At 68.9% G+C, this 14,504-nt stretch carries 13 protein-coding genes; 11 read left to right on the forward strand and 2 right to left on the reverse strand.

Annotated elements, in window-relative coordinates:
* Positions 1-3: 3 nt before the first annotated feature.
* Positions 4-2,172, reverse strand: coding sequence for a (Fe-S)-binding protein (locus AB0J95_RS05395; RefSeq protein WP_364752616.1), 2,169 nt, complete (start codon positions 2,170-2,172; stop codon positions 4-6).
* Between the two features lie 152 nt (positions 2,173-2,324).
* Between AB0J95_RS05395 and AB0J95_RS05400 the strand changes: the two genes are divergently transcribed.
* The 5 genes from AB0J95_RS05400 (at position 2,325) to AB0J95_RS05420 (ending at position 7,543) form a co-directional block, all read left to right on the forward strand.
* Positions 2,325-2,651, forward strand: coding sequence for an SMR family transporter (locus AB0J95_RS05400; RefSeq protein ID WP_364752618.1), 327 nt, complete (start codon positions 2,325-2,327; stop codon positions 2,649-2,651).
* Positions 2,651-3,217: a TetR family transcriptional regulator gene (locus tag AB0J95_RS05405; RefSeq protein ID WP_364753501.1), complete on the forward strand. Its 567-nt coding sequence runs from the start codon at positions 2,651-2,653 to the stop codon at positions 3,215-3,217. Before AB0J95_RS05400 ends, AB0J95_RS05405 begins: the two co-directional genes overlap by 1 nt.
* A gap of 62 nt (positions 3,218-3,279) precedes the next feature.
* Positions 3,280-4,398 carry a serine hydrolase domain-containing protein gene (locus tag AB0J95_RS05410; RefSeq protein ID WP_364752620.1) on the forward strand — a complete coding sequence of 373 codons (1,119 nt, stop codon included), beginning with the start codon at positions 3,280-3,282 and terminating at the stop codon, positions 4,396-4,398.
* A 65-nt stretch (positions 4,399-4,463) separates the two neighbouring features.
* Positions 4,464-5,195, forward strand: a complete 732-nt coding sequence (locus tag AB0J95_RS05415) for a beta-phosphoglucomutase family hydrolase (protein WP_364752622.1) — start codon at positions 4,464-4,466, stop codon at positions 5,193-5,195.
* Positions 5,192-7,543 (forward strand): glycoside hydrolase family 65 protein, encoded by a 2,352-nt coding sequence (locus tag AB0J95_RS05420; protein ID WP_364752625.1) that lies wholly within the window; start codon positions 5,192-5,194, stop codon positions 7,541-7,543. The genes AB0J95_RS05415 and AB0J95_RS05420 overlap by 4 nt, the downstream gene beginning before the upstream one ends.
* Here the strand turns inward: AB0J95_RS05420 and AB0J95_RS05425 are convergent.
* Positions 7,540-7,917: a hypothetical protein gene (locus AB0J95_RS05425; RefSeq protein WP_364752628.1), complete on the reverse strand. Its 378-nt coding sequence runs from the start codon at positions 7,915-7,917 to the stop codon at positions 7,540-7,542. The genes AB0J95_RS05420 and AB0J95_RS05425 overlap by 4 nt on opposite strands.
* A gap of 260 nt (positions 7,918-8,177) precedes the next feature.
* Here AB0J95_RS05425 and AB0J95_RS05430 point away from each other — a divergent pair, with 260 nt between their 5' ends.
* The 6 genes from AB0J95_RS05430 (at position 8,178) to AB0J95_RS05455 (ending at position 14,483) form a co-directional block, all read left to right on the forward strand.
* Positions 8,178-9,008: a DUF4097 family beta strand repeat-containing protein gene (locus AB0J95_RS05430; protein WP_364752630.1), complete on the forward strand. Its 831-nt coding sequence runs from the start codon at positions 8,178-8,180 to the stop codon at positions 9,006-9,008.
* 157 nt (positions 9,009-9,165) lie between these two features.
* Positions 9,166-11,016: a molecular chaperone DnaK gene (dnaK, locus tag AB0J95_RS05435; RefSeq protein WP_364752632.1), complete on the forward strand. Its 1,851-nt coding sequence runs from the start codon at positions 9,166-9,168 to the stop codon at positions 11,014-11,016.
* Positions 11,013-11,693 (forward strand): nucleotide exchange factor GrpE, encoded by a 681-nt coding sequence (gene grpE, locus AB0J95_RS05440; protein ID WP_364752635.1) that lies wholly within the window; start codon positions 11,013-11,015, stop codon positions 11,691-11,693. Before dnaK ends, grpE begins: the two co-directional genes overlap by 4 nt.
* 30 nt (positions 11,694-11,723) lie before the next feature.
* On the forward strand, positions 11,724-12,890 hold the full coding sequence (dnaJ, locus tag AB0J95_RS05445; RefSeq protein ID WP_364752637.1) for a molecular chaperone DnaJ: 1,167 nt from the start codon (positions 11,724-11,726) through the stop codon (positions 12,888-12,890).
* Positions 12,890-13,327 (forward strand): helix-turn-helix transcriptional regulator, encoded by a 438-nt coding sequence (locus AB0J95_RS05450; RefSeq protein WP_364752640.1) that lies wholly within the window; start codon positions 12,890-12,892, stop codon positions 13,325-13,327. Before dnaJ ends, AB0J95_RS05450 begins: the two co-directional genes overlap by 1 nt.
* Before the next feature lie 91 nt (positions 13,328-13,418).
* Entirely contained in the window at positions 13,419-14,483 is a 1,065-nt protein-coding gene (locus tag AB0J95_RS05455; protein ID WP_364752643.1) for a DUF4037 domain-containing protein, read from the forward strand.
* The last annotated feature ends 21 nt before the right edge of the window (positions 14,484-14,504 follow it).

A 14,504-nucleotide genomic window follows, 5' to 3' on the forward strand; every position in this document is an offset into this window, starting at 1 on the left:
GGCTCACGCCTGAGCGGCGGGTTGCTTCGAAGGGGTCTCCTGGCCGCGCTTGACTGCGTTGAGCAGCAGCTGCGACACGTCCAGCACCTCAACCTCCGGCGCGGCAAGGCCTTCACTCTGCCGGGCGGTCAGGCCGTCACTCAGCATCACCTTGCAGAACGGGCAGCCGGTCGCGATCTTGGTCGGCGCCGTGCCGAGGGCCTCGTCGACGCGTTCGACGTTGATGCGCTTGCCGATCCGCTCTTCCATCCACATCCGTGCACCACCGGCACCGCAGCACATCGACTTGTCGCCGTGCCGCGGCATCTCACGCATCGCCACGCCCGAGGCCTCCACCAGTTCGCGCGGTGCCTCGTAGACCTTGTTGTGCCGCCCCAAGTAGCAGGGGTCGTGGTAGGTCACGTCCTCGGCGACGGGCGCGACCGGGACCAGGCGACGCTCGCGCACCAGGCGGTTCAGCAACTGCGTGTGGTGGACCACCTCGAACTTGCCACCCAGTTCGGGGTATTCGTTCGCCAATGTGTTGAAGCAGTGCGCGCAGGTGGCGACGATCTTGCGGACCGCCTTGCCCTCGAACACGCCGTTGAGCACCTCGACGTTCTGCTGCGCCAGCATCTGGAACAGGAACTCGTTGCCCGCGCGGCGGGCCGGGTCGCCGGTGCAGGCCTCCTCGGAACCGAGCACCGTGTACTTCACTCCAGCGATGTGCAGCAGTTCAGCGACGGCCCGGGTGGTCTTCTTCGCGCGGTCCTCGAACGCGCCCGCGCAGCCGACCCAGAACAGGTACTCGAAGTCGTCCGACCCGTCGAACACCGGCACCTCGAAGTCCAGGCCCTCGGTCCAGGCCAGCCGGTCCTTGGCGTTCTGGCCCCACGGGTTGCCCTTGTTCTCCAGGTTCTTGAACATCCCGTTCAGCTCGCTCGGGAAGTTCGACTCGATCAGCACCTGGTAGCGGCGCATGTCGACGATGTGGTCGACGTGCTCGATGTCCACCGGGCACTGCTCCACGCACGCGCCACACGTCGTGCAGGACCACAGCACCTCGGGATCGATTACATCGCCGACCAGGGACTTCTCCGACTCGGCCAGCGCCAGCACGTCGATGCCCGCGTGTGAGTCGAGGCCGATCTCGTCGCCGGCCATGTCCCGCTTGCCGCCGGCCAGCAGGTACGGCGCCTTGGCGTAGGCGTGGTCGCGCAGCTGGGTGATGACCAGCTTGGGGGACAACGGTTTCCCGGTGTTCCAGGCCGGGCACTGGGACTGGCAGCGGCCGCACTCGGTGCAGGTGGTGAAGTCCAGCCAGCCCTTCCAGCTGAAGTCCTCGACCATGCCCGCGCCGAAGACGTCCTTCTCCGGGTCGGCCTCCTCGAAGTCGAGCAGCTTGCCGCCGCTCATCATCGGCTTCAGCCCGCCCAAAGCCGTGCCCTCGTCGCGCTTGAAGTAGATGTTGAAGAACGCGGTGAACCGGTGCCACGCGACACCCATGGTCTTGTTCTGCGAGATCACGATGAGCCAGATCATCGCGCTGAAGATCTTCATCGCGGCGAACGCGGACACCAGCCAGGGCGCGGCCGGTAGCAGCGAGCCGACCGCGTGCGTGACCGGCGCGACCCAGACCGGCTGGTCGAAGTAGCCGTTGGCGTACTTGGCGGCGCGGATGCCCAGCACGCCGATGCCCTCGATGAGCACCACGGCCTCGACGAAGTACGCGGCCCTGAAGTTCGACCCGGCGAACCGGGACTGGCGGTCGGCCCGGCGCGGGTGGTTGCGCTGGCGGATGAGGATCAACGCCAGGATGCCCAGGATGGTGGTCACCCCGAGCAGTTCGACCAGCACGTTGTAGACCGACCAGTGGTCGATGACCGGCAGCTCGAAGCTCGGGTGGAAGACCTCGCCGTAGGCCGCCACGACGCTCAGGATCAGGCCACCGAACCCGGCCATCACGAACCAGTGCGCGATGCCGACGTGGCTCCACTTGAGCATCCTGGTGTGGCCGAGGACCTCTTTGAGCATGATCTTGAAGCGGCGGCCGAACGGGCCGTTGCGGGTGGAGTCCGGCTGGCCGAGCCGGATGGTGGCGAGCATGCGCCGCACGGTCCGGGTCGTCAGCACGACCGCGACCGCGGTCAGCAGCACGCAGACGATCCCGAGGACCAGTCCCAAGCCACTCATCTCACGCGCCCCTCTCGTTCCGCCCAGCCTGTCCGGCGGGGCGCAGCACAAGCGCAAGCTAGCCGAGGTTACTCACCAGTAACCACGCCTGTGTGGCGTGGATCGCGCAAAATCGCTAGGTATTGGGACCATCGTCCCGTTAGTTTGGACGTATGCCTCCGTACCTGCTATTGGCCGTCGCGATCGTCGGCGAGGTGTCCGCCACGACCGCGCTGAAGCTGTCCGACGGCTTCACCAGACTCGTGCCGAGCGTCGTCGTGGTGGTCGGCTACCTGGTGGCGTTCGGCGTGCTGTCCCGCCTGCTCAAGGACGGGTTCCCGGTCGGGGTCGCCTACGCGATCTGGGCCGCCGCTGGGATCGCCGCGGTCGCCCTGATCGGGGCCGTGTTCCTCAACGAACCGGTCACCTGGACCATGATCGGCGGCCTCGCGCTGATCATCGGCGGGGTCGTGCTGCTCGAGCTGGGGAGATCACACTGATCGGACAGGCTGTGGACGGCCGCAAGGCCCGCGGCGAACGGCGGCGCCAGGAGCTGATCGAGGCCACGCTGCGGGTGATCGAGCGGGACGGCGTCGCCGGGGTCACCCACCGGACCGTCGCCCGCGAGGCCGGCGTGCCCACGACCTCGACCACGTACCACTTCTCCAGCCTCGACGACCTGCTCATCGCGACCTTGACCTGGTGCGCCGACGGGTTCGCGGTGGCCGTGCGGGACCTCGTCGAACGCGCCCGGATCCGGGGAAGTCAGGGTGCCCGGGAGGTGGCCGAGATGATGGTGGAGGCGCTCGGCCCGCACCGCGGCCGGACCATGGCCGAGTACGAGCTGTACCTGTTCGCCGCTCGCCGGCCCGGCCTGCGGCCCGCCGCCCGGCTGTGGCTCGACGTGCTCACGAGCCTGGTGCAGCACGACGACGAGGTCGCGTTCCGGGCGTTCCTGGCGGGCATCGACGGGCTGCTCGTGCAGGGCCTGATCGACGACGACCCGCCGTCGCTGCAGGACCTCCAGCCGGTGGTCGCGTACCTGATGCGACCCTCACGACCCTGATCTTCGCGATCCAGGGTCGTTCCCGGATGGCCGGCCGGCGCCGGACCGACAAGCTCTGCGGCATGAGAAAAGCAGCCATCGCCGCTATCGCCGCCGCCGCAGTCGCCCTGACGGCGGTGCCCGCTCAGGCCGCCTGCCTGCCGAAGCCGAACGACAAGGCCCTGACGGCCGCGCTCGCCACCGTTCCTTCGGCGGATGTCACCGGCGCGCTGGTGCGGATCACGGGATCGGCCGGTGACTGGTCCGGCACCTCCGGGTACTCCGACACGCAGAGCCACACCCCGGTGAACCCGGACGGCCTGTTCCGGATCGGCAGCGCGACCAAGACGTTCACTGCGGTGATGGTGCTGCAGTTGGCGCAGGAGCACCGGATCAGCCTCGACGCACCCGTGCAGCGGTACCTCCCCGGCGTGCTGCCCGCGAGCTACCCGCCCGTCCCGGTGTACACGTTGCTCGACCACACCGCCGGTCTGCCGTCCGTGGACATCCCGGAGCTGTACAACCCGGACTGGATCATCGAACACCGCTACGACCACTGGTCACCCGAGCAGGTGCTGGCGACCGCGACCAAGCACCCCATCGACTTCACGCCGGGCAGCGAGCAGAAGTACACCAACACCGCGTACGTGACCGCGGGCATGATCATCCAGAGGGTCACCGGGCGTTCCTACGCGGACAACCTGCGCGACCGGATCGCCGCCCCACTCGGCCTGGCGCACACCTACGACCCGGGCGACGACCCGCACCTGCCCAACCCGGCGGCCCGCGGCTACATCACCAACACCAGGGGCGAGCTGGTGGACGTCACCGAGATGAACCAGTCCATCCCCGGCGCCGCGGGCGCGGTCATCTCCACCGCGGCGGATCTGGACAAGTTCATCACCGGCCTGTTCCGCGGCCGCCTGCTGGACCGGCCGATGACGAACCGCCTGTTCACCCTGCCGAAGGTCAAGCAGGTCGACGGCACGGACGCGGCCTACAGCCAGGGGCTGATGAAGGTCACCGTGGACGGCATGACGGTGTGGGGCAAGACCGGTAGCCGCTACGGCTACTCCAGTGGTGTCTTCGCCACCCGCGACCTGGCGCGCAAGCTCATCTACTCGGTCAACCCGACCGTGAAGTCGCCGGACGGCCAGCCGCTGGTCGTGCGGCAGATCGCCGCGGCCGCCGCGGCGAAGTGAACTGGTTCTTACGAGTGTCCGCCGTCTGACGGCATCCTCCGAGCCAGCGCGGTAGGTTCGGCCGTGTGATGGGACTGCCGGATGCGATCAAAGCCCTGCTGTTCGATCTCGACGGAGTGCTGACCGGCACCGCCGAGCTGCACAAGCGGGCGTGGAAACGGACCTTCGACGAGTTCCTGGCGCACCACGACGGGCCGGACTTCCGCCCGTTCACGGAACAGGACTACCTGGACCATGTGGACGGACGGCCCCGTGCCGACGGTGTGCGCCAGTTCCTCGCGTCACGAGGAATCCAGCTCCCCGAGGGCAAACCGGACGATCCGCCCGGTGAGGCCACCGTCAACGGTGTGGGCAACAAGAAGAACGTGCTGCTGCTCAAGGTGATCGAGGAGGAGGGCGTGCGGCCCTACCCGGGATCACGCCGTTATGTCGAGGCCGCTCGTGCCGCAGGGCTGAAGGTCGGGGTCGTGACTTCGTCGGCCAACGGCGCCGCTGTGCTGGATGCCGCCGACCTGACGCAGTTCGTCCAGGCCAGAGTGGACGGCCTGACCATCGCCCAGCAAGGGCTGCGCGGCAAGCCCGCGCCGGACTCGTTCCTGGCCGGTGCCAAGGCACTTGGCGTCGACCCCGCCGAGGCCGCGGTGTTCGAGGACGCGTTGTCCGGGGTGGCGGCCGGGCGCGCGGGCAACTTCGGTTACGTGGTCGGCGTGGACCGCGCGCACCAGGCGGAAGCCCTGCGCGAGCACGGCGCTGATGTGGTCGTAGAGGATCTGGCCGACCTGCTGGAGTCAGCATGACAACCACCCCGCGGTACGAGATCGAGCCATGGCAGCTGCGCTGGCGCGGCCTCGACCTGGATGCGTTGCGCCGCACCGAGTCCACCTTCGCGCTGTCGAACGGCCACATCGGGCTGCGCGGCACGTTCGAGGAGGGCGAGCCGCGCGGGCTGCCGGGTACATACCTCAACGGCTACTACGAGCGCCGCAAACTGCCGTACGCCGAGGCGGGGTACGGCTTCCCGGAGGACGGGCAGACGGTCGTCAACGTGACCGACGGCAAGATCATCCGGCTGCTGGTCGAGGACGAGCCGCTGGACATGCGCTACGGCCACGCGCCGGCGCACGAGCGGGTGCTGGACTTCCGCTCGGGCACATTGCGCCGCAACACCGAGTGGGTCTCCCCGACCGGGCGGCACATCCGGCTGACCACCGAGCGGCTGGTGTCGTTCACCCAGCGCGCGGTCGCGGCGATCCGGTACACGGTCGAGCCGCTGGACGACGACCTGCAGCTGGTCATCCAGTCCGACCTGCTGGCCAACGAACCGATCCTGTCCCGCACCGAAGACCCGCGAGTGGCCGCCGCCCTGGACAAGCCGCTGCTCAGCGAGTTCGCCTGGGCGGGCGGGACGCGGGCGGTGCTGTCGCACACGACGCGCTCATCGGGTCTGCGGATGGCCGCGGGCATGGACCACGAGCTGCACCTGGAAGAGGACGGCATCCGCACGGAGATCACCGCGCTGCCGGACCTGGCGCGGCTGACCGTTGCCGCGGACGTGCCGAAGAACGCCAAGCTCACGCTGACCAAGTACATCGCTTACGGCTGGTCGAGCCAGCGGTCGTCGCCCGCTTTGCGTGCGCAGGTGGACGCGGCAATGGTCGGCGCGCTGCAGACCGGGTGGCAGGGCCTGCTCGACGAGCAGCGCGCCTATCTGGACGACTTCTGGGAGACCGCGGACATCGAGATCGACGGCGACGCCGAACTCCAGCAGGCGGTCCGGTTCGCGCTGTTCCACGTGCTGCAGGCCGGGGCCCGTGGTGAGACCAGGGCCATCCCGGCCAAGGGCCTCACCGGTCCCGGCTACGACGGGCATGCCTTCTGGGACACGGAGTCCTTCGTGCTGCCGGTGCTCACGTACACGATCCCGGAGGCCGCGCGGGACGCCCTGCGCTGGCGTTGGTCCACTTTGGACAAAGCGCGGGAACGGGCGAAGACGCTGGGGCAGAACGGTGCGGCGTTCCCGTGGCGGTCCATCGACGGCGAGGAGTGCTCGGGCTACTGGCCGGCCGGCACCGCGGCGTTCCACGTCAACGCCGACGTCGCCGACGCGGTGATCCGGTACCTGAACGCCACCAACGACAAGGGTTTCGAGTCCGACTGCGGGCTGGAGATCCTGGTGGAGACGGCGCGGCTGTGGTCGAGCCTCGGCCACCACGACGCACACGGCAACTTCCGAATCGACGGCGTCACCGGCCCGGACGAGTACACCGCCATTGTGGACAACAACGTCTACACCAACCTGATGGCCCGCCGGAACCTGCGCTACGCGGCCGTGATCGCCGAACGCCAGCCGGGCAAGGCGCACGAACTCGGTGTGGACGAAGAGGAAACGGCGCGCTGGCGGGACGCGGCGGATGCCATGGTCGTGCTGTACGACGAAGAACTCGGCGTGCACCCGCAGTCGGAGAAGTTCACGCGGCACGCGCGGTGGCACTTCAAGGACACGCCGCCCGAGCACTACCCGTTGCTGCTGAACTACCCATACTTCGACCTGTACCGCAAGCAGGTCGTGAAGCAGGCGGACCTCGTGCTCGCGATGCACTTCTGCGGCGACGAGTTCACCGACGAGCAGAAGGCGCGGAATGTCGCGTACTACGAGGCTTTGACGGTTCGCGACTCGTCGCTGTCGGCGTGTACGCAGGCGGTGATGTGCGCCGAGGTCGGGCACCTCGACCTGGCCTACGACTACTTCGCCGAAGCCGCGCTGACCGACCTGCACGACCTGCACGACAACGTCCAAAATGGACTGCACATCGCGTCGCTGGCCGGCGCGTGGAGCGCGGTCGTCGCCGGGTTCGGCGGGATGCGGGACCACAGCGGGGAACTGACTTTCGCGCCGCGGCTGCCGCCGGAGCTGGCCCGGATCACGTTCCGGATGTCCTACCGCGGCACCAGGTTCCGCGTGGAGGTCGGCCAGGAGCAGGCGCTGTACCGGCTGATCTCCGGTGAGCCGCTGGAGCTCAAGCACCACGGTTCGGCGTTCACACTTGGCGAGCAGCCGGTGACCTTGGCCATCCCGTCCGCGCCCCGGCGGCCCACCCCGCACCAGCCCTACGGCCGTGCGCCGGTGCGTCGCAGGCCGGTCTAGTCGTCGATGCCGATGGCGTGGAGGTCCTCGGAGGTGAACACGCGGTCGTCGACGTAGGCGGCCAGGATCGCCTCCAGGACGTCGATGTGCGCGGCGCGGGACTGTTTGTTGAGGTCCGCGATGGTGTCCAGGGGCACCCTCGCGGGCTCATCGGCGTCGGCCTGGCCGGGATGCGTGATGCCGAAGTACGACCGGACCGTGCTGTCGAACAGTCCCCAGTGGACAGTCGACAGCTGGGTCTCGTCCACGGTGCAGCCGAACAGCTCCTGCAGGCCCATCAGCACCTGCTGACGCCGCACCCGCTCCGGGTGCCGGTACTCCGGCTGAGCCTCCACATAGGCCACCGCCAGGGCCCTGCGGTCATAGCGCGTCACAAGGGCACGGTAACCAGGCGCCCGGCGCGGTGTACACGAAGACAGGGGCTCCGCCGAACGGGGGTAGGGGCAGCACCCCGGCTCATTGGGTGGCCTGGACCACCGCGTTCCCGGCCGCACCCGCGTAGGTTTCTTGCCGGGAGAGGGCTCAGGGTCGGCTCCCCGGGTCGGGCTCCGGGTGGTCCCCGATGCCCCGGGGGCGCCGCGCCTCGTAGGTTCATCACCGTCGAAGCAAAGCTTGAGTCACCGGGGAGTTGGGGATGTCTCGTCGTCGAGTTGTCGTACTGGGGATCTGCGCGGCCGGGACGCTGCTGCTCGCGGGGTGCAACGGATTCCGGGCGGCGTCCTCGACGTTCGACGAGGACGTGCCGGTCGGCCAGCCGGTGTCCACGGTGCGGATCGAGAGCGGCTCCGGTGACGTGCGCATCCACACCGGCAGCAAGGCCAACATCCACCGGAAGGTCTACTACCAGGGCGACAAACCGGGCGCGACGACCCGGTTCGAGGGCAACACCCTGGTGCTGGCCGAGTGTGGCCAACGCAACTGCTCGATCGACTACGAGCTGACGCTGCCCGTGGCCGCCAAGGTCATCGGCGAGGCCGGCTCGGGGAACATCGAGGTCGTGGGGATGTCCGAGGTGGGGGTGCGGGCCGGGTCCGGCGACGTGACGGTTCGCAACGTCGCCGGCCCGGTCACGGTGAACACCGGCTCGGGCAACGCCGAGCTCAGCGGCCTGGGCCAGTCCGCCGTCGTGGAGGTCAGCTCGGGGGACGTGCGGCTGACCGACGTGAAGGGCGACGCCACCATCCAGGCCCACTCCGGCAAGGTGACCGGGACCAACCTGGGCGGCAAGACCTCGGTGGACAGCTCGTCCGGCGACGTGGTGCTCAGCATGTCGGCGGTCAGGAACGTGAAGGCCACCGCGAGCAGCGGCAACATCAAGGTGCAGGTGCCGCGCGGGGAGAACTACCACGTCTCGGCCGTGACCGACAGCGGCGACGAGTCGGTCAACATCCTCAACGACCCGGCCGGCCCGAACCTGCTCGACCTGCACGCGAGCAGCGGCGACATCACCGTCGACTACCGCTGAACCGCTCCCTCCCGGGAACAAACCCGCGACCCCGCCCGTTGGCCTAGCAGAAAGGTTGAGCGGGATCCGCTCAAGTCTGGTCCGGCCGGTTACACTCTCCGCCGAGCAGACTTGAGCGTCGCAGGCTCAAGATGGCAGAACTACCGGGAGGACTGAAATGGCGCGAGCGGTCGGCATCGACCTGGGGACGACCAACTCTGTCGTCGCCGTTCTCGAAGGCGGTGAACCGACGGTCATCGCCAACTCCGAGGGTTCGCGGACGACCCCGTCCATCGTCGCCTTCGCCAAGAACGGCGAGGTGCTGGTCGGCCAGCCGGCGAAGAACCAGGCCGTCACCAACGTGGACCGCACCATCCGGTCGGTCAAGCGGCACGTCGGCAGCGACTGGAAGACCGAGCAGATCGACGGCAAGACGTACACCGCGCAGGAGATCTCCGCGCGGGTACTGCAGAAGCTCAAGCGGGACGCCGAGTCCTACCTGGGCGAGCAGATCACCGACGCGGTCATCACCGTGCCCGCCTACTTCGAGGACGCCCAGCGTCAGGCCACCAAGGAGGCCGGTCAGATCGCCGGCCTGAACGTGCTGCGGATCGTCAACGAGCCGACCGCGGCCGCCCTGGCCTACGGCCTGGACAAGGGCGAGAAGGAGCAGACCATCCTGGTCTTCGACCTCGGTGGCGGCACGTTCGACGTTTCCCTGCTGGAGATCGGCGACGGCGTCGTCGAGGTGCGTGCGACCAGTGGTGACAACCACCTCGGTGGCGACGACTGGGACCAGCGGATCGTCGACTGGCTGGTGGACAAGTTCAAGCAGTCCAGCGGCATCGACCTGACCAAGGACAAGATGGCGCTGCAGCGCATCCGTGAGGCCGCCGAGAAGGCCAAGATCGAGCTGTCCAGCTCCACCAGCGCGAACATCAACCTGCCCTACATCACGGTGGACGCGGACAAGAACCCGCTGTTCCTGGACGAGACGCTCACCCGTGCCGAGTTCCAGCGGATCACCTCCGACCTGCTGGACCGTACCCGGGCGCCGTTCCACAACGTGATCAAGGACGCCAGCATCAACCTGGGCGACATCGACCACGTGGTGCTGGTCGGCGGCTCGACCCGCATGCCGGCCGTCACCGACCTGGTCAAGGAGCTGACCGGCGGCAAGGAGCCGAACAAGGGCGTGAACCCGGACGAGGTCGTGGCCGTCGGTGCCGCGCTGCAGGCCGGTGTGCTCAAGGGCGAGGTCAAGGACGTCCTGCTGCTCGACGTCACGCCGCTGTCGCTGGGCATCGAGACCAAGGGCGGGGTGTTCACCAAGCTCATCGAGCGCAACACCACCATCCCGACCAAGCGCTCGGAGATCTTCTCCACCGCGGACGACAACCAGACCACCGTGGGCATCCAGGTGTTCCAGGGCGAGCGCGAGTTCGCCGTGCACAACAAGAAGCTGGGCACGTTCGACCTGACCGGCCTGCCGCCCGCCCCGCGTGGCGTGCCGCAGATCGAGGTCACCTTCGACATCGACGCGAACGGCATCGTGCACGTCTCGGCGAAGGACCTGGGCACCGGCAAGCAGCAGTCGATGACCATCACCGGCGGCTCCGCGCTGCCCAAGGAGGACATCGACCGGATGGTCAAGGACGCCGAGGCGCACGCCGAGGAGGACAAGCGCCGCCGCGAGGAGGCCGAGACCCGCAACCAGGCCGAGACGCTGGTCTACCAGACCGAGAAGTTCCTCAAGGACAACGAGGAGAAGGTCCCGGCCGACGCCAAGGAGAAGGTGTCCGCGGCCATCGCGGAGACCAACGAGGCGCTCAAGGGCGAGGACACCGCGAAGATCACCGCCGCGGTGGAGAAGCTCTCGCAGGTCTCCCAGGAGATGGGCGCCGCGATGTACGCCTCCGCGAACGCCGCCGGTGGCGGTGCCGAGGGCGGCCCGTCGGCCGGTGCCGGCGCCCCGCCGAAGGACGACGTTGTTGACGCCGAGATCGTCGACGAGGACGAGAAGAAGTGAGTGATCACGAGCAGCGTCCCGCCGAGGGCGGGGAAGAGCGCGTGGTAGTGCGTGACCGCCGGCGGATCGACCCGGAGACCGGGGAGGTCCGGCCGGTGGCCGAGGAGGTGCCCGCCGACGAGGCGGGTGCCGCCGAGGGCGGCAGGCACGCGGCCACGGAGGAGCCGGCCGGGATCGTCGGGGAGGCGCTGTTGCAGGCGCAGCTCGACGAGCGCACGGCCGACCTCCAGCGGCTGCAGGCGGAGTACGCCAACTACCGCAAGCGGGTCGACCGCGACCGCGAGGGTGTCATCGCCGGGGCCAAGGCCTCGGTGGTGAACGAGCTGCTCGGTGTGCTCGACGACGTCGAGCGCGCGGCCGCGCACGGCGACCTCACCGGTGCGTTCAAGTCGGTGGCGGACAAGCTGATCGCCACGGTGCAGCGGGTCGGCCTCGAACCGTTCGGGCACGAGCGCGAGCCGTTCGACCCGGCGGTGCACGAGGCCGTGCAGCACAGCACGTCCCCCGAGGTGTCCGGCCCGACGGTGACGGCCGTGCTGCGGCGCGGCTACCGGTTCGGTGAGCGGGTGCTGCGGCCCGCGCTCGTGGCGGTCACCGACCACGAGCCGGAAGAGCAGAAACCCGTTGAAGCGGAATGGATCGAGCCGTCCGATGGCGAGCCGTCCGACCAAGGGTGACTGCAATAGGCCGAAGGGAGGGGACGTCCGGTGAGTGCTAGAGACTGGATCGACAAGGACTTCTACCGCGAGCTGGGCGTCTCGTCCACGGCGAGCGACGCGGACATCAAGAAGGCGTACCGCAAGCTGGCCCGTGAGCTGCACCCGGACGCCAACCCGGGCAACGCCGAGGCCGAGGCCCGGTTCAAGGCGGTGTCCGAGGCGTACGGCGTGCTGGGCGACCCGGAGAAGCGCAAGCAGTACGACGAGGCCCGGCGGCTGTTCGGGTCCGGCGGGCTGCGCGGTTTCGGCACCGGCGGTGGCGGGTTCGACGTCGGCGACCTGTTCGGCACCGGCGGCCAGGGCGCGGCCGGTGGCGGGTTCAGCGGTCTCGGCGACATCCTCGGCGGCCTGTTCGGTCGCCGCGGCCAGGGTTCGGCCGCCGGCCGCCCCCGCCGCGGCGCCGACGTGGAGACCGAGGTGCGGATCGACTTCCTGGAGGCGGTCAAGGGCGCCACGGTGCCGTTGCGGCTGTCCAGCCCGTCGACCTGCGGCACCTGCAACGGCAACGGCGCACGGCCGGGCACATCCCCACGCACCTGCCCGACCTGCAACGGCGCCGGCCTGATCAACCGCAGCCAGGGCGCGTTCGCGTTCAGCGAGCCGTGCCGGGACTGCCGCGGCACCGGGCGGATCGTGGACGACCCGTGCCCGGAGTGCGGCGGCGACGGCATCAGCACCAAGAGCCGCACGCTGACCGTGCGCATCCCGGCGGGGGTCGAGGACGACCAAAAGATCCGCCTCGCCGAGCAAGGGGAACCGGGCCAGAACGGCGGCCATGCGGGGGACCTGTACGTCCGCGTGCACGTGACCCCGCACAGCGTGTTCGGCCGGGCCGGCAACGACATCACCATCAGCGTGCCGGTCACGTTCCAGGAGCTGGCGCTGGGCAGCACGTTGACGGTGCCGACCCTCGACGGCAAGGTGAGTCTGCGGGTGGCGCCCGGCACGGCCAACGGCCGGGTGTTCCGCGTGCGCGGCAAGGGCGTCGTCAAACGAGAGGGCGCGACCGGGGACCTGCTCGTCACCGTGCAGGCCGCCGTCCCGGCCAAGCTCAACGACGAGGCGAAGGCCGCGCTCGAGGCGTACGCACAGGCCACCGCGGGTGAGGACCCGCGTCCCGAGCTGACAGCGTTGCTGAAGCAGAGGAGCGACTGATGTTCCCCAGCGGAGTCCCGTTCCCAGTGAACGCCGATGAGGACACGCCCATCTTCGTGATCTCGGTGGCGGCGCAGCTGTCCGGCCTGCACGCCCAGACGCTGCGCAGCTACGACCGCCTCGGGCTGGTCTCCCCCGGCCGGACCTCCGGCGGCGGCCGCAGGTACTCGATGCGCGACATCGCGGTCCTGCGCGAGGTGCAGCGCCTTTCCCAGGAGGAGGGCGTGAACCTGGCCGGTATCAAGCGGATCATCCACCTGGAGAACCAGGTGGACGCCTTACAGAACCGGGTCCGGGAGCTGAGCGAGGAGCTGGCGGCCGCCTACGCTGCGGCTGAGCAGGCGGCCGCGGCCATCCACAAGTCCTACAGGCACGAACTCGTCCCGGTCCGCCGCCAAACGGCTTTAGTGGTCTGGAAACCGCAGCCCCGTCGCTGAACTTTTCAACGCCCCCGAACGCCCCGGCATTCGGGGGCGTTTCCAATAACCGGTCGCGTCCGCTCAGCCTTGCGCGACACCATCTCCGGCCATGGGAACGTTCATCCCGGGAGTGGAGCTGTCGCGCCGCTTCTACGTCGAGGCCGTGCTGCCTGTGGTGCATGCGCATTGTGGCGAGATCCCGCACACCGCCGCCCGGATCGGGCCCGGCTCGGAGGTGCTCGGGTTCGACACCGCCCGCTCGGCCGATCACGACTGGGGGCCGCGCCTGCAGTTGTTCCTGCAGCCGCAGGACCAGCGCGCTCAGGACATCGTCTCGATGTTGAGCGAGGAACTGCCGAAGACGTTCTACGGGTATCCGACGAATCTGTCGTCGGCCGGCCGGGTTCGCTTCATGGAGTTCACCGACGGTCCGGTGTCCCATGGCGTCGACGTCACCACTCTGGATGCCTGGTTCGACGGGCACCTGGGTTTCGATCCACGGTCCGGTGTCTCCCCGTTCGACTGGCTGGCCACGCCGACCCAGGTACTGGCCGAGGTCACCGCAGGCGCTGTGTTCCACGACGAACTCGGGCTCACGCATGCTCGCTCTGCACTCGACTGGTACCCCGAGGACGTGTGGCGGTATGTCCTCGCCTGCCAATGGCAGCGCGTTTCCGAGGAGGAGGCGTTTGTCGGCCGTTGCGGTGAGGTCGGCGACGAGCTCGGCTCGGCCGTTGTCGCCGCTCGTCTGGTTCGCGACCTGATGCGGCTGACTCTGCTCATGTACCGCCGCTACCCGCCGTACAGCAAATGGCTCGGCAGCGCTTTCGCCCGGCTGGATTTCGCCGCCACTCCGTCGTTGACCGCGACCCTGACGGCCACGACCTGGCATGACCGGGAGAACCACCTGGCGAAGGCGTACACCGCCATCGGACAGCTGCACAACGACCTTGGGTTGACCGCGCCGGTGGATCCCAGCACCCGGTCGTATCACGATCGCCCGTTCCAGGTCCTGCACGCCGAACGGTTCAGTCAGGCGCTGATCGCCGGTATCGCCGACCCTGAGCTGCGCGCTCTGCCGCTCACCGGGGCCATCGACCAGTTCGCGGACAGCACCGATCTGCTCGGCAATCGCGAACGGAGGCGCGCGGCGGCTGCGGCGCTGACTGTCTGACGCACGCACGGCACGACCGCG

Source organism: Actinocrispum sp. NPDC049592 (assembly GCF_040675465.1).
Taxonomy (GTDB): Bacteria; Actinomycetota; Actinomycetes; order Mycobacteriales; family Pseudonocardiaceae; genus Kibdelosporangium.

Excerpts from the sequence above, each read along its gene's own strand:
- AB0J95_RS05455 (WP_364752643.1), top strand. The coding sequence starts at position 13,419 with ATGGGAACGTTCATCCCGGGAGTGGAGCTGTCGCGCCGCTTCTACGTC.
- AB0J95_RS05395 (WP_364752616.1), bottom strand. The coding sequence starts at position 2,172 with ATGAGTGGCTTGGGACTGGTCCTCGGGATCGTCTGCGTGCTGCTGACC.
- dnaK (WP_364752632.1), top strand. The coding sequence starts at position 9,166 with ATGGCGCGAGCGGTCGGCATCGACCTGGGGACGACCAACTCTGTCGTC.
- AB0J95_RS05430 (WP_364752630.1), top strand. The coding sequence starts at position 8,178 with ATGTCTCGTCGTCGAGTTGTCGTACTGGGGATCTGCGCGGCCGGGACG.
- AB0J95_RS05410 (WP_364752620.1), top strand. The coding sequence starts at position 3,280 with ATGAGAAAAGCAGCCATCGCCGCTATCGCCGCCGCCGCAGTCGCCCTG.
- AB0J95_RS05420 (WP_364752625.1), top strand. The coding sequence starts at position 5,192 with ATGACAACCACCCCGCGGTACGAGATCGAGCCATGGCAGCTGCGCTGG.
- AB0J95_RS05450 (WP_364752640.1), top strand. The coding sequence starts at position 12,890 with ATGTTCCCCAGCGGAGTCCCGTTCCCAGTGAACGCCGATGAGGACACG.
- AB0J95_RS05400 (WP_364752618.1), top strand. The coding sequence starts at position 2,325 with ATGCCTCCGTACCTGCTATTGGCCGTCGCGATCGTCGGCGAGGTGTCC.